Origin of the sequence: Aliivibrio logei (genome assembly GCF_001691055.1) — a bacterium.
GTDB classification, from domain to species: Bacteria; Pseudomonadota; Gammaproteobacteria; order Enterobacterales; family Vibrionaceae; genus Aliivibrio; species Aliivibrio salmonicida.
This window is the reverse complement of the sequence record NZ_MAJU01000008.1, coordinates 1065642-1084113: the sequence shown is the minus strand read 5'-3', so window position 1 is coordinate 1084113 and position 18472 is coordinate 1065642. Positions and strand designations below refer to the sequence as shown.

The 18472-nt window shown below is 41.2% G+C and carries 19 protein-coding genes; 18 read left to right on the top strand and 1 reads right to left on the bottom strand.

The window, feature by feature from the left end:
- The first annotated feature begins 22 nt into the window (after nucleotides 1–22).
- From A6E04_RS09070 to flhB, 17 genes are all read left to right on the top strand, one after another.
- A complete protein-coding gene (locus A6E04_RS09070) occupies nucleotides 23–1066 on the top strand; it encodes a sensor histidine kinase (RefSeq protein ID WP_017023461.1) in 1044 nt (347 codons plus the stop codon).
- A 2-nt stretch (nucleotides 1067–1068) separates the two neighbouring features.
- Nucleotides 1069–2505 (top strand): sigma-54-dependent transcriptional regulator, encoded by a 1437-nt coding sequence (locus tag A6E04_RS09065; protein ID WP_023603885.1) that lies wholly within the window; start codon nucleotides 1069–1071, stop codon nucleotides 2503–2505.
- A gap of 100 nt (nucleotides 2506–2605) precedes the next feature.
- Nucleotides 2606–2917 (top strand): flagellar hook-basal body complex protein FliE, encoded by a 312-nt coding sequence (gene fliE, locus A6E04_RS09060; RefSeq protein WP_012550811.1) that lies wholly within the window; start codon nucleotides 2606–2608, stop codon nucleotides 2915–2917.
- Between the two features lie 17 nt (nucleotides 2918–2934).
- The gene (fliF, locus tag A6E04_RS09055; RefSeq protein ID WP_017023459.1) at nucleotides 2935–4671 is read left to right on the top strand and encodes a flagellar basal-body MS-ring/collar protein FliF; all 1737 of its coding nucleotides are present in this window, start codon (nucleotides 2935–2937) and stop codon (nucleotides 4669–4671) included.
- Nucleotides 4664–5716 (top strand): flagellar motor switch protein FliG, encoded by a 1053-nt coding sequence (fliG, locus tag A6E04_RS09050; RefSeq protein ID WP_017023458.1) that lies wholly within the window; start codon nucleotides 4664–4666, stop codon nucleotides 5714–5716. The genes fliF and fliG overlap by 8 nt, the downstream gene beginning before the upstream one ends.
- Nucleotides 5717–5849: 133 nt before the next feature.
- A complete protein-coding gene (gene fliH, locus A6E04_RS09045) occupies nucleotides 5850–6647 on the top strand; it encodes a flagellar assembly protein FliH (RefSeq protein WP_065610940.1) in 798 nt (265 codons plus the stop codon).
- Entirely contained in the window at nucleotides 6648–7967 is a 1320-nt protein-coding gene (gene fliI / locus A6E04_RS09040; protein ID WP_012550808.1) for a flagellar protein export ATPase FliI, read from the top strand.
- 56 nt (nucleotides 7968–8023) lie between these two features.
- Nucleotides 8024–8461, top strand: coding sequence for a flagellar export protein FliJ (gene fliJ, locus A6E04_RS09035; RefSeq protein WP_017023456.1), 438 nt, complete (start codon nucleotides 8024–8026; stop codon nucleotides 8459–8461).
- A gap of 192 nt (nucleotides 8462–8653) precedes the next feature.
- Complete coding sequence (locus tag A6E04_RS09030; RefSeq protein WP_065610938.1) at nucleotides 8654–9877, top strand: flagellar hook-length control protein FliK; 1224 nt, start codon at nucleotides 8654–8656, stop codon at nucleotides 9875–9877.
- 57 nt (nucleotides 9878–9934) lie between these two features.
- Nucleotides 9935–10420 carry a flagellar basal body-associated protein FliL gene (gene fliL, locus A6E04_RS09025; protein WP_017023454.1) on the top strand — a complete coding sequence of 162 codons (486 nt, stop codon included), beginning with the start codon at nucleotides 9935–9937 and terminating at the stop codon, nucleotides 10418–10420.
- Between the two features lie 7 nt (nucleotides 10421–10427).
- Nucleotides 10428–11459 carry a flagellar motor switch protein FliM gene (gene fliM, locus A6E04_RS09020; protein ID WP_017023453.1) on the top strand — a complete coding sequence of 344 codons (1032 nt, stop codon included), beginning with the start codon at nucleotides 10428–10430 and terminating at the stop codon, nucleotides 11457–11459.
- Between the two features lie 22 nt (nucleotides 11460–11481).
- On the top strand, nucleotides 11482–11865 hold the full coding sequence (gene fliN / locus A6E04_RS09015) for a flagellar motor switch protein FliN (protein WP_017023452.1): 384 nt from the start codon (nucleotides 11482–11484) through the stop codon (nucleotides 11863–11865).
- A gap of 31 nt (nucleotides 11866–11896) precedes the next feature.
- Nucleotides 11897–12286, top strand: a complete 390-nt coding sequence (gene fliO, locus A6E04_RS09010; protein WP_012550802.1) for a flagellar biosynthetic protein FliO — start codon at nucleotides 11897–11899, stop codon at nucleotides 12284–12286.
- Nucleotides 12287–12326: 40 nt separating this feature from the next.
- The gene (gene fliP / locus A6E04_RS09005; RefSeq protein ID WP_370527174.1) at nucleotides 12327–13142 is read left to right on the top strand and encodes a flagellar type III secretion system pore protein FliP; all 816 of its coding nucleotides are present in this window, start codon (nucleotides 12327–12329) and stop codon (nucleotides 13140–13142) included.
- A 9-nt stretch (nucleotides 13143–13151) separates the two neighbouring features.
- Nucleotides 13152–13421: a flagellar biosynthesis protein FliQ gene (gene fliQ / locus A6E04_RS09000; protein ID WP_012550800.1), complete on the top strand. Its 270-nt coding sequence runs from the start codon at nucleotides 13152–13154 to the stop codon at nucleotides 13419–13421.
- A 62-nt stretch (nucleotides 13422–13483) separates the two neighbouring features.
- On the top strand, nucleotides 13484–14266 hold the full coding sequence (fliR, locus tag A6E04_RS08995) for a flagellar biosynthetic protein FliR (protein WP_012550799.1): 783 nt from the start codon (nucleotides 13484–13486) through the stop codon (nucleotides 14264–14266).
- Nucleotides 14267–14296: 30 nt separating this feature from the next.
- Nucleotides 14297–15427: a flagellar biosynthesis protein FlhB gene (flhB, locus tag A6E04_RS08990; protein ID WP_017023451.1), complete on the top strand. Its 1131-nt coding sequence runs from the start codon at nucleotides 14297–14299 to the stop codon at nucleotides 15425–15427.
- Nucleotide 15428: 1 nt separating this feature from the next.
- Here flhB and A6E04_RS08985 read toward each other — a convergent pair whose 3' ends face one another.
- Nucleotides 15429–16094, bottom strand: a complete 666-nt coding sequence (locus A6E04_RS08985) for a flagellar brake protein (RefSeq protein WP_017023450.1) — start codon at nucleotides 16092–16094, stop codon at nucleotides 15429–15431.
- Between the two features lie 280 nt (nucleotides 16095–16374).
- Between A6E04_RS08985 and flhA the strand changes: the two genes are divergently transcribed.
- Complete coding sequence (flhA, locus tag A6E04_RS08980; protein WP_017023449.1) at nucleotides 16375–18468, top strand: flagellar biosynthesis protein FlhA; 2094 nt, start codon at nucleotides 16375–16377, stop codon at nucleotides 18466–18468.
- Nucleotides 18469–18472 lie beyond the last annotated feature (4 nt).

The following is an 18472-nucleotide window of genomic DNA, read 5'->3' as shown; positions in this document are numbered from 1 at the left end:
TGTTTTGGCGGGAAATAAATATATGCAAGGTAATATTGAGAGTGAATCTTACTCACTTCTTGGTTCGGTAGAAGAGCAAAATACACGATATAAGCAAGTGCTTGATGTTATGCCTGCTGGTGTGATCCTATTGGATACCCAAGGCATTGTGTGTGAAGTAAACCCTGAAGCGGTTAAGTTATTAGGTCCGCCATTATTAGGTGAACGCTGGTTTGAAGTCATTCAACGATCGTTTGATCCTAAAGAAGATGATGGTCACGAGATCTCTTTACGCAGTGGACGAAAAGTACGTTTAGCTATCTCTGCGTCTGCGACGGGCCAGTTGATTCTTATTACGGATTTGACTGAAACAAGGCTATTACAATCTCGCGTCAGTGATCTACAGCGTTTATCTTCATTAGGTAAAATGGTGGCTTCTTTGGCTCACCAAGTAAGAACGCCACTATCAAGCGCCATGCTATATGCCTCTAATCTAGGCTCTCCAAATCTCCCTGCCGCGACACACAAACGATTTCAAACCAAACTTGTTGATAGACTTCATGATCTAGAAAAACAAGTGAATGACATGCTGTTGTTTGCCAAAGGCGGCGACAATAAAGTGGTTAAACCTTTTTCAATTGCAGAGCTTGTTGCTGAATATCGCCCAATGGTAGAAACCGCATTGCAATCGAATAACGTTGATTACTACTTAGAAGTTGAGCATGAACATACAACGATGATGGGAAATGCAAACGCCATTGCAAGTGCCATCAGTAACCTCATTATGAATGCGATTCAGGTCATTGGAAAAGGCGCTCAAATTGATGTCTTTTTTCGACCAGTTAACGGTTTCTTAAAAATATCGGTGCAAGACAACGGCCCCGGTATTCCGCTTGAGCTACAAGATAAAATTATGGAACCCTTTTTTACAACACGGTCACAAGGCACAGGTCTTGGTTTGGCGGTTGTTCAAATGGTTTGCCGAGCACACAAAGGGCAATTAGATTTGTATTCAAAACCAGATGATGGTGCGTGCTTCACCATGTCAATTCCTCTAACCACTACTCAAACTGATTCTGGAGAATAACAATGGCTCAAAGCAAAGTATTAATTGTTGAAGATGATGAAGGTCTACGCGAAGCATTGATCGACACATTGGAATTGGCAGGTTATGAGTGGGTAGAGGCGGATAGTGCGGAAACTGCATTACTTATCTTGAAGAAAGAACCCGTTGATATTGTTGTTTCTGATGTGCAAATGGCAGGAATGGGTGGATTAGCCTTGCTTCGTAGCATTAAATTAAATTGGCCGAATTTGCCCGTTTTATTGATGACCGCTTACGCCAATATTGAAGATGCCGTTTCAGCAATGAAAGATGGCGCAATTGATTACATGGCGAAGCCGTTTGCGCCAGAAGTGCTGCTTAATATGGTCAGTCGCTATGCGCCAGTTAAAAACGAACAAACAGGCAATGCCATTGTAGCTGATGAAAAAAGCTTAAAATTACTTAAGTTAGCTGACAAAGTGGCAAGAACTGACGCGAACGTGATGGTACTTGGGCCTAGTGGTTCAGGTAAAGAAGTTATGTCTCGCTATATTCATAATAATTCCCAACGCAGTGAAGGGCCTTTTATTGCCATTAACTGTGCGGCAATTCCAGATAATATGTTGGAAGCAACTTTATTTGGTTATGAGAAAGGTGCCTTTACTGGTGCAGTTCAAGCGTGTCCGGGCAAGTTTGAGCAAGCTCAAGGTGGCACTATTTTACTGGATGAAATCAGTGAAATGGACCTTAACTTACAAGTTAAATTGCTTCGAGTGCTTCAAGAGAGAGAAGTGGAACGTTTAGGTGGCCGTAAGAGCATCAAATTAGATGTTCGTATTTTGGCAACCAGTAACAGAGATCTTAAGAAATACGTTGAAGAAGGTAATTTCCGTGAGGATTTATATTACCGACTAAATGTGTTCCCAATTGCATGGCCGCCATTAAAAGAACGTAAAGGGGATATTATTCCTCTGGCTCAACATTTGGTTGAGCGTCACTGTCAAAAACAAGGCCTGCCAGTGCCGACATTAACCTCTGAAGCGATTGCCAAATTAGAGATGTATCCTTGGCCTGGTAACGTACGTGAATTAGACAATGTTGTTCAACGTGCTCTTATTTTGGCAGAAGAGAATTACATCACTGCGGATGACATATTACTTGAAGGTGTTGATTGGGCTGATGCAAGTAGTTTACAGAAAATAGTCAGTGGTGAAGTGCCAACGATTAAGCCTGAGCAACAAATACCGTCAATAAATGAACCTTCAGTTGAATCAACAGATAGCGTCAATATGGATGCATCAAGTTCGTCGACAGGGCTGGGTGGGGAATTACGTGAGCAAGAATACATTATTATTCTTGAAACGATTAAAGCGTGTGATGGAAAGCGTAAAGAAGTGGCTGAAAAGCTAGGTATCAGCCCAAGAACACTGAGATATAAATTAGCAAAAATGCGTGACGCTGGAATAGATATCCCAAGTTAAACAATGGGTTACGTTTATTGATATTTTGGTATGTAAATTGCTTTATATACTTCGGGTCGTAACATTAAGTCAATTAGTTGACTGGGTCGGAGAAAGATAAATGAAAATCGGTGGTATACAGGACGAAATGCAAGCAATGATGCTAGACGCGACAAATACGACGCGTCCAGCAACAGGTAAAGAAGTCGGTGCGGACTTCAGTGCTATGTTTGCAAAAGCAGTAAATAACGTAAATGGTCTACAACAAGCGTCAAGTGATTTGGCTGTGCGTTTTGACCGAGGTGATGAAGGGGTTTCATTATCTGACGTTATGATCGCAAGAAATAAATCAAGTGTTGCTTTTGATGCAACCATTCAAGTACGAAATAAGCTAGTAGACGCTTATAAAACACTAATGAACATGCCTGTATAATATCTAGGAAGTAAGCCGTGTCGGAAGATAAGAAAAATACAGATTTGTCAGTATCTGATGATATGTCAATAGGCGGTGCAATGGCACTTGATAGCTCTGTTGATGTACAGAACCCAGACGTTGATGAGCAAAGTTCATCAAAGTTGGATTCAGCATTAGGTAACCTTGATTTATTACGTCAAGTTATCTTAGTTCTGTCTGTTTCTATCTGTGTTGCGTTGATCGTTATGCTGTTTTTTTGGGTTCAAGAACCTGAAATGCGCCCATTGGGTGTCTATGAAACAGACGAACTTATTCAAGTTCTCGACCATCTTGATGCTCAAAAAGCAGAATACAAACTGGATGGGAATACGATTTTAGTTCCTGCTTCAGAATTCAGTCAAATGAAACTTAACCTTTCACGTGCTGGCTTAAATGGCAGCGTTAACGGAGAAGGGGACGAGATATTATTACAAGACATGGGCTTTGGTGTTTCACAGCGTTTAGAGCTAGAACGTCTAAAATTAAGCCGTGAACGTCAATTAGCCAGTACATTTGAGCAAATGCGTCCAATTCGTAAAGCTCAAGTGCTACTTGCAATGCCAAAACAAAGTGTGTTTGTACGTCATAATCAAGAAGCTTCTGCAACGGTATTCTTGACGATGCGTATGGGCGCAAATTTAAAACAAGAAGAAGTCGATTCGATTGTTGATATGGTATCAAGTGCCGTTCCTGGCATGAAACCAACGCGTGTCACGGTGACGGATCAACACGGTCGTTTATTGAGTTCTGGTTCGCAAGATCCAATGGCGACAGCGCATCGTAAAGAACAAGAGTTAGAGCGTAAACAAGAGCAATCTTTACGCGATAAAATTGATGCGATTCTTATTCCTATTCTCGGTTTAGGTAACTATACCGCACAAGTTGATGTATCCATGGATTTCAGCGCGATTGAACAAACGCGTAAACAGTTCGATCCGCAAACACCATCAACACGAAGTGAATACACATTAGAAGATTACAACAATGGCAATGTCATTGCGGGTATCCCTGGGGCATTGAGCAATCAACCGCCTGTTGATTCTGCTATTCCGCAAGACATTTCTGAGCTAAAAGACGGTTCAGTGCTTGGTAAGGGCGCGGTTCATAAAGAAGCGACTCGAAATTTTGAATTGGATACGACGATCAGCCATGAGCGAAAGCAAACGGGGACATTGTCTCGTCAAACGGTTTCTGTTGCAGTCAAAGAACTTAGAACGGTCAATCCTGATACGGGTGAAGTAACGTATACACCAGTACCGACTGAACAAATTGATAAAATTCGTCAAATTATAATTGGCAGTGTGGGTCTTAACGAAGATCGTGGTGACTTACTGAATGTTATCAGTGTGAAGTTTGCGATTGAAGAGCAACCAATTTCAATTGATGTGCCTATTTGGGAAAATCCTAACTTTAACGAGTGGGTTAAATGGCTTGCTGGTGCATTAGTTATTATTGCTGTGCTTCTTATTCTTGTACGTCCTGCGATGAATAAACTTCTGTTCCCTAATCAAGCAGAAGAAGATGCCCTTGCGAATGGTAACACTGGCGCTGATGGCGACATGGGACTGATTGGCAGTGATTTGGATGGCGATGGATTTGAATTTGGTTCAGGCATTGATTTACCAAATCTGCATAAAGATGAAGATTTATTGAAAGCGGTTCGTGCACTTGTTGCAAATGAACCAGAATTAGCAGCGCAAGTAGTTAAAAATTGGGTATCTGAAAATGGCTAATGACATTATTGAAGCAGACAAGAAAGAGGAAGACGCGACAGAGTTTGATCTTTCTTCATTATCGGGCTCAGAGCGCGCAGCGATTCTATTACTTAGTTTAAGTGAAGATGACGCCGCAAGTATCATTCGCCATTTAGAACCAAAACAGGTTCAGAAAGTCGGTGCAGCAATGGCAACAGTGTCTGATTTAAATCAGACTAAAGTGTCCGCGATTCACCGTGCTTTCTTAGAAGATATTCAGAAGTACACAACGATTGGCATGGGCAGCGAAGACTTTATGCGTAATGCATTAGTTGCTGCACTTGGTGAAGACAAAGCCAACAACCTTGTTGACCAAATTTTATTGGGCAGCGGGTCTAAAGGGTTGGATTCATTGAAATGGATGGATCCTCGTCAAGTGGCTAGTATCATTATGAATGAGCATCCACAGATCCAAACGATAGTACTGTCTTATTTAGACCCTGATCAGTCTGCTGAGATTTTATCCCAGTTCCCTGAACGTGTTCGTCTTGACTTAATGATGCGTATTGCACACCTTGAAGAAGTTCAACCATCAGCACTGGCTGAATTGAACGAAATCATGGAGAAACAATTCGCGGGTCAATCTGGTGCTCAAGCAGCCAAAATTGGCGGCCTGAAAGCGGCGGCAGAAATCATGAACTACCTAGATAACAGTATTGAAGGTATGTTGATGGATCAAATCCGTGATCAAGATGAAGAAACAGCAACGCAAATTCAAGATCTAATGTTTGTGTTTGAAAACCTGATAGATGTTCAAGATACGGGTATTCAAATGTTGCTGCGTGATGTACCACAAGAAGTGCTACAAAAAGCGCTTAAAGGTGCAGATGACGGTCTTAAAGAGAAAATGTTTAAGTGTATGTCGAAACGTGCGGCAGAACTTATGCGTGATGATCTTGAAGCCATGGGACCGGTACGTGTTGCTGATGTTGAAGCGGCACAGAAAGAGATCTTGGCTGTGGCGAGAAGAATGGCGGACTCCGGTGACCTTATGTTAACCGGTGGTGCTGATGAATTCGTGTAATACGATGTCGTCTTCTAAGCTATAATTAAACGGCTATTTCATTAGATTATGGAATGGCCGTTATACTTTTTGATATTCAAAATAAGTATCTGAATTCTAATTTAATCTTCTTATATCCCTACAGGTTATCATCATGAGTCTCAGCAAAAAACGTGGTTTTATTCGTATTACCGATGAGAGTGAACTGCAAAAAACAAATATTTGGCAATCTCCTGATTACTCTGATCCTGCAAACCCTGCTCGTGAAACTGCATTAAACTATGACCCAAGCTGGACGCCGTCATTACCGAAAGAAGAAGTGGCTGAAGAGTTTGTACTGACAGATGAAATCATCGAGCAGATCAAGCAAGGCGCTTATAATGAAGGGAAATTGGAAGGTCAAGAATTTGGCTACAAAGAAGGGCTAGAAAAAGGCCAAGCAGAAGGTTTTGAAACAGGTAAGCCTGAGGGCTATCAAGTGGGTTATGATGAAGGTATCGCAGCGGGACAAGCTGAGATCCAAGCGCGTATTCAACAATTGATTGAAATGGCGGATAAATTTTCTGAACCGCTTGCCTTACTTGATTCTCAAGTAGAAAAACAACTTATCGACATGGTATTGGCGTTAACTAAAGAAGTGACTCATGTTGAAGTAAAAACCAATCCTCAAATTATTTTAGACACGGTACGTGAAGCGGTAGATACCCTTCCCGTGACGGAGCGAGAAATTAAAATATCGTTAAATCCTGAAGATCACCAACGAGTGGTTGAGGCGTATGGCGAAGAAGCGTTAGCTCAAAAGCAATGGACCTTATCTATCGAGCCATCCATGAATTTAGGCGATATTAATATTCAAGCATTTGACTCTAAAGTGAATTACTTGCTGGAAGAGAGAATTAAAACCGTATTAACTAAGTTTTGTGGTGTGAATCGTCATCAAGGAAATCAGTAAATGCTGCCGTTATCTGAACGTCTTTCTCAATACAAAACATCAGGACTGACAACCCGTGCGATTGCCTCTGGCAAGTTAGTTCGTGTTGTTGGACTAACCCTTGAAGCGACAGGGTGCCGAGCTCCGATTGGCAGCTCATGCATGGTTGAAACCGTTAATGGTGAAATTGAAGCGGAAGTGGTTGGGTTTTCAGGTGACAATTTATTCTTAATGCCAAACGAACAAATCTCTGGGGTATTACCTGGAGCGAAAGTCACGCCAATTGCCGATGTCAGTGGCATACCTGTTGGTATGGAATTATTGGGCCGAGTCATTGATGGTGTTGGTAAACCTATCGATGGGTTAGGTGATATTTACACTGAACAAACGGCTTCTTTTACATCAACACCTATCAATCCACTTTCTCGTAAACCCATCAGAGAGCCATTGGATGTTGGCTTAAAAGCCATTAATGGATTACTGACGGTGGGCAAAGGTCAGCGTATTGGTCTTTTTGCAGGTTCAGGTGTGGGTAAATCGGTCACACTTGGCATGATGACTCGTGGTACCACGGCTCAAGTTGTGGTTGTGGGGCTGATTGGTGAACGTGGACGAGAAGTAAAAGAATTCATTGAAGACATTCTGGGTACAGAAGGCCGCCAACGTTCTGTTGTTGTTGCTGCTCCTGCCGATTCATCACCATTAATGCGATTAAAAGGGTGCCAAACCGCTTTAACCATTGCTGAATACTTTCGAGATCAAGGGTTAGACGTGTTGTTATTAATGGACTCACTGACTCGTTTTGCTCAAGCTCAGCGTGAAATCGCCTTGTCGGTTGGTGAGCCTCCTGCGACCAAGGGCTATCCGCCATCGGTATTCGCTAAATTACCTGCACTGGTTGAACGTGCGGGTAACGGTAATGAAGATCAAGGTTCTATCACGGCCTTCTTTACCGTGTTAACTGAAGGCGATGATTTGCAAGATCCAATTGCCGATGCTGCCCGAGCTATTTTGGATGGTCACATTGTATTATCACGAGAAATGGCCGATGCAGGACATTATCCGGCGATTGATGTTGAACGTTCTGTCAGCCGTGTTATGCCACAGATTACGGACGAAGAGCACATGCTGATGTCAAAAGCGGTGCGTCAAGTTCTGGCCACGTGTCGTAAAAACCAAGATCTGGTTTCTATCGGTGCGTATAAACCAGGAACGAATCCGGCGATAGACCAAGCCTTTACGTTGAAACCACGATTAGATGAATACTTGCAGCAACGCATGAAAGAAACGGTTCCTTTCGATATGTGTAAAAACATGCTTAAAATGTTGTTAAGTGGTTAATCGTTATTTAACTTATTTTTCGTTGTAAAACCCTTTAATGACCACGAGGAAATTGCATGAGCAGTGCCTTTGATTTTTTACTAGAACAAGCTCAAGAAAGAGAGAACCAATCGGTACTGGCGTTAAACAAAGCCAAATCTGAATTGGATAATTTTTATGAGCAAGTAAAACAAATTGAAAAATACCGTTTGGATTACTGTAATCAGCTATTAGAACGTGGTCAGAAAGGGTTAACTGCAAGCCAATACAGCCACCTAAATAAATTTCTTGTTCAGTTAGATGAAACCCTAACAAAACAAAAGAGTGCGGAATCTCATTTCACTTCTCAAGTGGATAACTGTCAAACCTATTGGCAAGAAACCCGTAAGCAACGTCGCTCTTATGAGTGGATGATGGATAAGAAAAAAGCAGAAAAACAAAAAATGCTGGATAAACAAGAACAAAAAATGATGGATGAATACGTGACGTTGCAATTTGCACGTAGGCCAAAATAGTTTCGTTAACACGTCTTTTATTTATCACTTCTCGCTTGGTCGTATTCTCTTTTTCTCCTGTGATTATGTCGCTTTTAAACAGACGTTGTGAAAGGTCTAATTAAAAGTGGCTTAATACTTGCTTTAAAATAGTAAAAATTAGTGTTCTATGGCACTCGTCAAAAAATCCACACTCAATGTAGAGAACATACTATGAGCAGTAATGACTTATCATTAAAAAGTATCAACACCACTGCGCCTGTAAAGCCTGATACTAAAACGGCTGCCGTAGAAAAAAACGATTCAGAAGGCTTCATTGAAGAGCTGAAAGAGTTGATGGGTTTAGAGGCCAAAGAAGACGCCAAAAAAGCAGCGGAAACAGAAAAAACAGCCGCTGATGAAAAAGCAGCGGCCATAGAAAAAGAAAAAAATGATAACGCAGAAAAAAAAGAAGACACCGTTGAAGAGAAAGTTGGAGAAGGCTCAGAGCTATTATCTCGACTTGATCAAGCCAATGGCACATTAGTTAAAGAGAAAGAATTAAAAGAAAAATCAGATAAAGAAACCTCTGATTCAGAAGACAAAGTAGTGACTGAAAACGGTGAGGTTGTGCTTACTCAAGCCCAAGCCGCTGCGGCAGGAAAAGAATCGGTAAAAGGTGATACTTCTAAGTCTGACCCATTAAAAGAAATTCAATGGGGACAGTCTAGCAAAGCGTCATCGGAAGGAACAAAAGAAAAGGGCGATGCTTCTGGTAATAAAGAATCGACCAAAGAAATGTTAACGTCAGCGGCGTTAATTGGTAAAGCAGAGGCGGAAGCCGGTAAGTTAGTTGAAAAGCAAAAAGGTAAAATGGACATTTCTGCATTAGGCATGACACAGATTGCCAATGGAGAAGCGATCAGTTTAACCGACGCTAAAAGCAGTGATTCGTTTGCACAACAACTGTCTAATGTTTCTGGTACAACGGGAACACAACAAGTCACCGCAAGTCAGCGAACCGATCCAGCTGCAATGCCACTGAATATTCGTCAAGAACAAGTCAGTGATGAAGTGGCAGAACGCATCAATATGATGATGGCAAAGAATTTAAAGTACGTTGATATTCGATTAGATCCACCAGAAATGGGACGCATGTACATTCGCCTAAATATGGGCGCAGACAGTGCTGGGGTTCAATTTACGGTATCGAATCCACAGGCAAAAGAGGCGATTGAACAATCTTTACCACGATTACGTGAAATGTTTGCTCAACAAGGGATTCAATTGGCCGATACGTCTGTACAGCAACAAAGTTCAGGTGATTCTTCACAGTATGGTTATCAGAAAGAGGAATCGTCTCGTCAAGGTTCTGGCTTCAGTGAAGAGTCTTCAGAAGAGCATGAAATTAATGTTCAAGTATCGAAACCTAAAGATGGTATTAGCTTTTACGCTTAATAGTGCATCAACGGATTTTTAAAATAATAATTAACGGTTTATTCAAGAGGAAAGACAATGGCTGAGCAGGGTGACGCACCTAAAAGCAAAAAGAAGATGATGTTTGTCATCGCACTACTTGTTTTATTGCTAGTAGTGGGAGGCGTTGGCGCTTGGTTCTTTATGTCTGGAGAGAGTAAACCAGAACCAACAGAGCATGATATCGCGGCGTTAGAAGCAAAAATGCCAGCATTGTATTTAAACTTGCCACAGCCTTTTATTTTCAATGTGACAGGTGATAAACGAGATCGTCTTGTACAATTAAAAGTGCAAGTAATGATGCGCGGTAGTGATAATGAAGCAATAGCAAAACAGCACACGCCATTAGTAGAAAGTACGTTATTATCGACTTTTGCTGCGGCAACGGTTGAGCAATTAAGAGAGCCTCGTGGTCGAATCGAACTTCGTGAACAGGCAACGCGTGATATTCAAGATGCCTTTACTAAAATTACAGCGAAACCTGTAATTGAAAAAGTATTATTTACTGACTTTGTAATGCAATAGGTTCAATGTGACAGATCTATTATCCCAAGATGAAATTGATGCTCTACTTCATGGTGTAGATGACGTAGAAGATGATGTTGTCGGTGCTGATGACAGCTCAGGCACGATGAAGAGTTTTGACTTTTCATCGCAAGACAGAATCGTTCGTGGTCGAATGCCAACACTGGAGTTGATCAATGAACGTTTCGCTCGTCATATGCGTATTAGCTTATTTAATATGCTGAGAAAAACCGCGGAAGTGTCGATTAACGGCGTTTCAATGGTTAAATTTGGTGAGTATCAAAATACACTTTATGTACCGACAAGTCTGAATATGGTGCGTTTTCGTCCATTGAAAGGCACGGCATTAGTTACGATGGAAGCGCGTTTGGTTTTCATTTTAGTTGAAAACTTCTTTGGTGGTGATGGACGTTTCCACGCTAAGATCGAAGGTCGTGAATTTACACCGACTGAGCGTCGAATCATTCAGCTATTGTTGAAAGTTGTTTTTGAAGATTACAAAGAAGCATGGTCTCCTGTCATGGGGGTTGAATTTGAATACCTAGATTCAGAAGTTAACCCAACCATGGCAAACATTGTAAGCCCGACAGAAGTTATTGTCGTAAGCTCATTCCATATTGAAGTTGACGGTGGCGGTGGTGATTTCCATGTCGTGTTCCCATACTCAATGGTTGAACCGATACGCGAACTACTTGATGCTGGTGTTCAAAGTGACAAGATGGACACCGATGTTCGATGGAGTAAAGCGTTACGTGATGAAATCATGGACGTTCCTGTTGAAATGAAAGTGAATTTATTAGAAAGCGAAATCTCATTACGCGATCTAATGGACCTTCAAGCGGGTGATATTATTCCAATTGAAATGCCAGAAGCCGCAACCGTGTTTGTCGAAGATTTACCGACGTATCGCGGTAAAGTAGGTAAATCTGGTGATAAATTAGCAGTACAGATCACAGAGAAAATCAAGCGCCCAGACATGGTCAAAACGGATCTTGCCTTCTTAGGTAAAGACGTTTTATTTGATTTAGATGACGAATAAGAAATAGATAAGGTAGTGGATCATGGATTCAAATGAGCAACAAATGGCTGACGAATGGGCAGCAGCATTAAGTGAAAGTGCAGAAGCAGTAAGTGCACCTCTGGAAGATTTAGAAGAAACAGCACCTGCGTTTAACGAAGATGAACGCCGTAAGCTTGATACGATTCTAGATATTCCTGTGACTATTTCTATGGAAGTAGGGCGCTCACATATTAGTATTCGTAACTTACTGCAACTTAACCAAGGTTCTGTGGTTGAGCTTGATCGTATCGCTGGTGAATCACTGGACGTTATGGTTAACGGCACGCTTATCGCTCATGGCGAAGTCGTTGTCGTGAATGACAAGTTTGGTATTCGTTTAACTGACGTTATCAGCCAAACTGAACGTATTAAGAAATTGCGTTAATCGAACAACATTGAACAAAAAGGAAAGGAATATGAAACAGCTATGGTTATTGGCATTTTTGCCCTTTCCTTTGTTCGCAGCAACGAGTGCACCAAATATCGACTTAGCGGCAACGTTAGGCTCTCTTATTTTTGTTATTGCATTGATTCTTTTCTTTGCATGGTTATTAAAACGAATGAAAGTTCCCGGTATGACTGGTGGTTCAGGCGGTGGCATGAACATTGTGAAACAATTGCCTGTTGGTACAAAAGAGCGAGTTGCTGTTATTCAAGTTGGAGAAGAACAATTCCTAATTGGGATCACTTCTCAAAATATCAATATGCTAAGTAAGCTTGAAAAACCGTTAGAAGTGAACGAAAAAAAACTAACGCCATTTTCAACACAACTCAGCCAACTGATGAAGAAAGATGCTAAAAACTAATTTAATTGCCGTCACTCTGGCGGTTTTTTCCCTATTCTTTATGGCATCGCCTGCATGGGCAGTTGATGACTTAGCAACCTCTATTCCTGCGACTGCGGCCAGTGCTGAAGGCATGACCGTTACTGCAATGGAAAAAGATTCAGGGGCTGCAAAAACCATTGCAAAAGGCAGCAGTTCAGGTGGTGGCATTCCCGCATTTACCATGACGACAAATGCCAGCGGTGGCGAAGACTATTCTGTTAATCTCCAAATATTAGGGTTAATGACCATGCTAGGCTTTTTGCCTGCGATGGTTATCCTAATGACCTCATTTACTCGAATTGTTGTTGTGATGTCGATTTTACGACAGGCAATGGGTCTACAACAGACGCCCTCGAATCAAGTGATCATCGGTATTGCGATGTTTTTAACTTTCTTCATTATGGCGCCGGTTTTTGACAAGGTAAATGAGACGGCGATTCAGCCTTATATTGGTGAAGAAATTACAGCACGTGAAGCGTTTGATGCTGCTCAAATCCCAATGAAAGAATTTATGCTGGCGCAAACCCGTGTTAAAGATTTAGAAACGTTTGTGAATATGTCAGGCGTAGAAGTTGAAAACCCAGAAGATGTGCCAATTACGGTCGTTATTCCAGCCTTCATTACTTCCGAGCTAAAAACCGCATTCCAAATGGGTTTTATGCTGTTCTTGCCGTTTTTAATTATCGATTTAGTGGTGGCATCAGTATTGATGGCCATGGGTATGATGATGCTTTCGCCAATGATCGTGTCGTTACCATTTAAACTTATGTTGTTTGTGTTGGTCGATGGGTGGAATTTAATCCTTTCAACTCTCGCTGGCAGCTTTACTACTTAAGGATCCAACATGACCCCTGAAATGGCCATTGAGCTATTCCGCGGCGCACTGTACATGGTGCTTATCATGGTGTGTGCCATTATTATTCCAAGCTTATTAATTGGTTTGGTGGTTGCGGTTTTCCAAGCGGCAACCTCTATCAATGAACAAACGTTGAGTTTCTTACCTCGTTTGATCGTGACGCTATTATCATTAATGTTATTTGGACATTGGATGACGAGAATGTTGATGGAATATTTTTATGAGCTGATCGCTCGAATGCCGACGATACTTTATTAATCCAGTGTTGATACACAACGACTTGATGACTAAATACAAATTACTAAGCACAAGCTGATGTTATGGAATACCCAACTCAAATAGTTTTAGATTTTATTGCGACCTATTTTTGGCCCTACACTCGAATTTCTTCCATGTTAATGGTGATGTCGGTGTTTGGGGCTCGATTTGTGTCACCTAAAATTCGACTGTATTTGGGATTAAGTATTACGTTTGCGGTCATGCCAGCGATTCCTGCAATGCCTCCTGAAATCCAATTGTTGTCTTTTCAAGGTTTTATGACCACTGCGGAGCAAATCATCATTGGTGTTGCGATGGGAATGGTGACTGTTTTTGTTACCCAAACATTCGTCTTACTTGGGCAAATCTTGGGTATGCAATCGAGTTTAGGTTTTGCCTCTATGGTTGACCCGGCTAATGGTCAAAATACCCCTCTGCTTGGGCAATTGTTTATGTTTTTGTCGATCTTGTTCTTTTTAGGAACGGATGGGCACTTAAAAATGATTAACTTTGCGGTGATGAGTTTCACTACGTTGCCTGTCGGAGTCGGTAAATTAACCAGTGTTGATTTTCAATCTCTTGCTGGTTGGCTTGGCATTATGATGAAAGCCGGTTTAAGTATGTCATTGTCTGGGATCATTGCGCTACTTACGGTGAATTTATCGTTTGGTGTTATGACTCGTGCCGCACCGCAATTAAACATTTTCTCATTGGGTTTTGCGTTTGCATTACTGGTTGGTTTGTTGCTGACGTCTTACATTGTTCTTGGGTTATTCACTCATTATGATTTGCATTGGGGTCGTGCTGAAGCACAGATCTGTAGCCTAATAAGGTTGGATTGTTGATGAAGACACTGAAGTCGATGGAGAGTCATAATGGCTGATAGTGACGGTCAAGAACGCACCGAAGACGCCACGTCCAAACGCTTGCAACAGGCCAAAGATAAAGGGCAAGTTGCAAGGTCAAAAGAACTGGCGTCAGTGTCAGTATTAGTCTGTGGTGCTATTTCGTTGATGTGGTTTGGTGATGAGGTTGGTAAAGCATTGTTATCGATCATGAGTCGCTTCTTTTCTATTTCTAGAGAAGAAATCTTCGATACCAATAAATTACTTGAGATAGTGGGCGGGGCGTTAGTCGCCTTAGTTTTCCCTGTTTTAAAAATTCTGCTTATGTTGTTTGTGGCGGCTTTAATTGGAGCCGCAGGCCTTGGTGGGATCAGCTTTTCTGCCGAAGCCGCAATGCCAAAACCGTCTAAAATGAACCCAATGTCAGGTATTAAACGTATGTTTGGTATGCAAAGTTGGGTTGAGCTTTTAAAGTCGATCTTAAAAGTATCGCTTGTTGGTGGCACTGCTTTCTATTTGATCAATAAAAGTAAGGCGGACTTATTTCAATTAAGTTTAGATACGTATCCGTCGAATATTTTTCATTCTCTAGATATCCTATTGAATTTTATTCTGTTGATCAGCTGTACTTTATTGATTGTTGTCGCGATTGATATTCCCTTTCAAATTTGGCAACACGCCAATCAATTGAAAATGACAAAACAAGAAATTAAAGATGAATACAAAGAAACAGAAGGGAAGCCAGAAGTAAAAGGGCGTATTCGTATGCTGCAACGTGAAATGACGCAACGTCGAATGATGGCGGATGTACCGTCGGCGGATGTTATTGTCACCAACCCTGAGCATTATTCTGTTGCTTTACGTTATGATCAAACTAAAGACTCGGCACCGATTGTGGTGGCGAAAGGGGTCGATCATATCGCAATGAAAATCCGAGAAATTGCTCGTGAACATAATATAGATATATTGCCAGCCCCACCTCTTGCACGAGCGTTATACCACTCAACAGAAGTGGAACAACAAATCCCTGATGGTTTATTTGCTGCTGTGGCGCAGATATTGGCTTATATATTTCAAATGAAGCAGTATAAAAAGCGCGGTGGAACGAAACCTGAGCTAGATGATGATTCACTGACCATCCCTGATGAATTAAAGAAATAATTTACCCTAACTCTTTAAAAGCCGCTAAATGATGTAATGTTTGCAATGAACTATCATCAATGTTGTCAGTATTAAACATTATCCCAATTTTAGATAATTGATTCTTTGTGTCTATACTCTTCACTACGCCATGAAGAATTATGTTTGTATTATTTTCAGTATTTACATTAATAGTGACGTTTTGATTTAAAAGTGATGCTGTTTCTGATGGTGAATAAATAGCACACCCTCCGGATGAAAAATCCACCATAGTGCCAGATATCGAATTATTACTGCTGGCTACTTTGCATGAAAAATTTGCGTCGATTCTTTGGTGTGAGCGTATTTGTCGCATTGAAATACTGCTTGGCGCATACAGACAAATCATTTCCATCGGACGATAAATAACAGAGTGAATTTTGGTTCTAAAGGCGATGACATCACGATAGGTTGTATTGGTTATGGCTCGGAAGGTGACATCTGCTCCTTCAAGATAAATCTTATTAAATTCAAGTGAAGTTGCTGAAGGATATTCAATAAATATATATTGTCCTTTTTTAAAACCAATTAAGGTTGAGCTTACTTGGGCTGATTTTCCATTGGGACAGTTCACTTCAATCATTACCCTCCCACCGATATCCATTTTTTTTAGTTCATTTTGATTTGTACTAAGAGATACATTGGACATGGAATCACCTGAAGATAATAATTAAAGTGTCAGTAGGATTATACAAAGTGCACTACTTATTTCAATGTTGTTTGTTATTTTCTTATAAAAATTAACTGGTTAATTGCATTTATGTGAATGTTGTTCAAGAGATAGACGGCCTGTCAGAAAAAGAGGACTTTAGAGCCAAAAAACTGACATTAATCTGGCTCGAAAATTGCTTTGTTAGATGTAGCCGTAAATGATCAGACTAAGATTATTAATTTTTATTAGTAATAACAATGAGTAAGAAGCCTAAGTGATGAAATTTCAAATTCCACTACCGAATAAACTCTCTGCCTTAAAAGGCAAGAAAATCCCATCAATAGGTGCGCCGATTTTAGTGTTATCAGCACTAGCGATGGTGATATTACCGATCCCGGCTTTTTTACTCGATCTTATGTTTACCTTCAATATCGCCTTAGCAATGGTTGTATTGTTAGTGACAATCTACACTCGTAGACCTCTTGATTTTGCTGCGTTCCCAACCATTCTTCTTGTATCTACCTTACTTCGCCTTGCTTTGAACGTGGCATCGACTCGTGTGGTATTGCTGCATGGTCATGAAGGGCCGGGGGCGGCAGGTAACGTTATCGAGGCGTTTGGTAATGTGGTTATCGGCGGTAACTATGCGGTTGGTTTGATTGTTTTTATTATCTTGATGATCATTAACTTTATGGTTGTAACCAAAGGTGCGGGCCGTATTTCAGAAGTAAGTGCACGTTTCACCTTGGATGCCTTACCTGGTAAACAAATGGCGATTGATGCGGATTTGAATGCCGGCTTAATCGATCAAGAACAAGCAAGAACGCGTCGTTTTGAAGTCACCAAAGAAGCTGACTTTTACGGTTCAATGGATGGCGCGTCAAAATTTGTAAAAGGGGATGCCATTGCCGGTATCTTAATTCTATTTATTAATATTATTGGTGGCTTTGCCATCGGTATGGCGCAATTTGATTTAGGTTTTAGTGAAGCGATTCAAATTTATACTTTGCTAACGATTGGTGATGGCTTGGTTGCTCAAATCCCATCATTACTATTGTCGATTGGTGCTGCGATCATGGTAACTCGTCAAAACACAGACGAAGACATGGGTGAGCAATTGGTGTTTCAATTAGTTGATAACCCAAAAGCATTGATGGTAACGGGTGGGATCATGTTTGTTATGGGTATTGTTCCTGGAATGCCGCATTTCCCATTTATATTGCTTGCACTTCTAGCGAGTGGTTGGGCGTATTACCTGACGAAGAAAAAAGCAGAAGAGGGAGAAGATAAAAAAGCAGCACCTCCAATGGAGTTGTCTTCTTCACAACCAAAAGAACTGTCATGGGATGATGTTCAACCTGTCGATGTGATTGGACTAGAAGTTGGTTATCGTTTGATCCCAATGGTAGATAAAGAACAAGGTGGTGAGCTTCTTGATCGTGTTAAAGGGGTTCGTAAGAAGCTGTCTCAAGATTTCGGTTTCTTGGTACCTGCGGTTCATATTCGAGATAATTTAGAACTGCCACCAAACGTATACAGAATTACCTTGATGGGTGTGGCCGGTGGCGAAGCTGAAATTCGTCCAGATAAAGAATTAGCGATCAACCCAGGGCAAGTGTATGGCTCGATTGAAGGTGAACCAACGCTTGATCCAGCCTTTGGTCTTGAAGCCGTATGGATAAACGAAGAGCAAAGAGAGCATGCTCAAGCCTTGGGCTATACTGTTGTAGATGCTGCAACGGTATTAGCAACCCACTTAAGTCAATTACTAACAAATAATGCGGCGCAGTTATTAGGACATGAAGAAGTTCAGAACTTATTAGAGTTGCTTTCACAAAGCTCACCTAAATTGGTTGAAGGGTTAGTACCCGATCAATTACCGTTAGGGGCGGTTGTAAAAGTACTTCAGAATTTGTTGAATGAAGCAATTCCAGTTCGTGATATTAGAACCATTGTCCAAACTTTGTCTGAATATGCGCCAAAAAGTCAAGAACCCGACATTTTGACGGCCGCCGTCAGAATTGCGCTAAAACGATTAATTGTTCAGGAAATCAATGGGGTAGAGGCTGAAATGCCTGTTATTACCTTAATCCCAGAACTGGAACAAATTTTGCATCAAACTATGCAGGCGTCAGGCGGTGAAACAACGGGCATTGAACCTGGTTTGGCTGAACGCTTGCAAGCTTCATTAACGCTTGCGACTCAAGAACAAGAGTTAAAAGGAGAGGCCGCTGTCTTGCTGACATCGGGCGTGTTGCGTTCAACATTAGCGAAATTTGTTAAGAATACAATTCCAAATTTACGAGTGCTTTCTTATCAAGAAATTCCAGATGAGAAGCAAATTAGAATAGTTCAAGCCGTTGGTAATTAATCGC

What these genes read in the sequence shown, in the direction of transcription:
- fliE (WP_012550811.1), top strand. Translation starts at nt 2,606, where the DNA reads ATGAAAATCGGTGGTATACAGGACGAAATGCAAGCAATGATGCTAGAC.
- fliR (WP_012550799.1), top strand. Translation starts at nt 13,484, where the DNA reads ATGGAATACCCAACTCAAATAGTTTTAGATTTTATTGCGACCTATTTT.
- fliN (WP_017023452.1), top strand. Translation starts at nt 11,482, where the DNA reads ATGGATTCAAATGAGCAACAAATGGCTGACGAATGGGCAGCAGCATTA.
- fliQ (WP_012550800.1), top strand. Translation starts at nt 13,152, where the DNA reads ATGACCCCTGAAATGGCCATTGAGCTATTCCGCGGCGCACTGTACATG.
- fliO (WP_012550802.1), top strand. Translation starts at nt 11,897, where the DNA reads ATGAAACAGCTATGGTTATTGGCATTTTTGCCCTTTCCTTTGTTCGCA.
- fliH (WP_065610940.1), top strand. Translation starts at nt 5,850, where the DNA reads ATGAGTCTCAGCAAAAAACGTGGTTTTATTCGTATTACCGATGAGAGT.
- flhA (WP_017023449.1), top strand. Translation starts at nt 16,375, where the DNA reads ATGAAATTTCAAATTCCACTACCGAATAAACTCTCTGCCTTAAAAGGC.
- A6E04_RS09065 (WP_023603885.1), top strand. Translation starts at nt 1,069, where the DNA reads ATGGCTCAAAGCAAAGTATTAATTGTTGAAGATGATGAAGGTCTACGC.
- fliG (WP_017023458.1), top strand. Translation starts at nt 4,664, where the DNA reads ATGGCTAATGACATTATTGAAGCAGACAAGAAAGAGGAAGACGCGACA.
- A6E04_RS09030 (WP_065610938.1), top strand. Translation starts at nt 8,654, where the DNA reads ATGAGCAGTAATGACTTATCATTAAAAAGTATCAACACCACTGCGCCT.
- flhB (WP_017023451.1), top strand. Translation starts at nt 14,297, where the DNA reads ATGGCTGATAGTGACGGTCAAGAACGCACCGAAGACGCCACGTCCAAA.
- fliI (WP_012550808.1), top strand. Translation starts at nt 6,648, where the DNA reads ATGCTGCCGTTATCTGAACGTCTTTCTCAATACAAAACATCAGGACTG.
- A6E04_RS08985 (WP_017023450.1), bottom strand. Translation starts at nt 16,094, where the DNA reads ATGTCCAATGTATCTCTTAGTACAAATCAAAATGAACTAAAAAAAATG.
- fliL (WP_017023454.1), top strand. Translation starts at nt 9,935, where the DNA reads ATGGCTGAGCAGGGTGACGCACCTAAAAGCAAAAAGAAGATGATGTTT.
- fliP (WP_370527174.1), top strand. Translation starts at nt 12,327, where the DNA reads ATGGCATCGCCTGCATGGGCAGTTGATGACTTAGCAACCTCTATTCCT.
- A6E04_RS09070 (WP_017023461.1), top strand. Translation starts at nt 23, where the DNA reads ATGCAAGGTAATATTGAGAGTGAATCTTACTCACTTCTTGGTTCGGTA.
- fliJ (WP_017023456.1), top strand. Translation starts at nt 8,024, where the DNA reads ATGAGCAGTGCCTTTGATTTTTTACTAGAACAAGCTCAAGAAAGAGAG.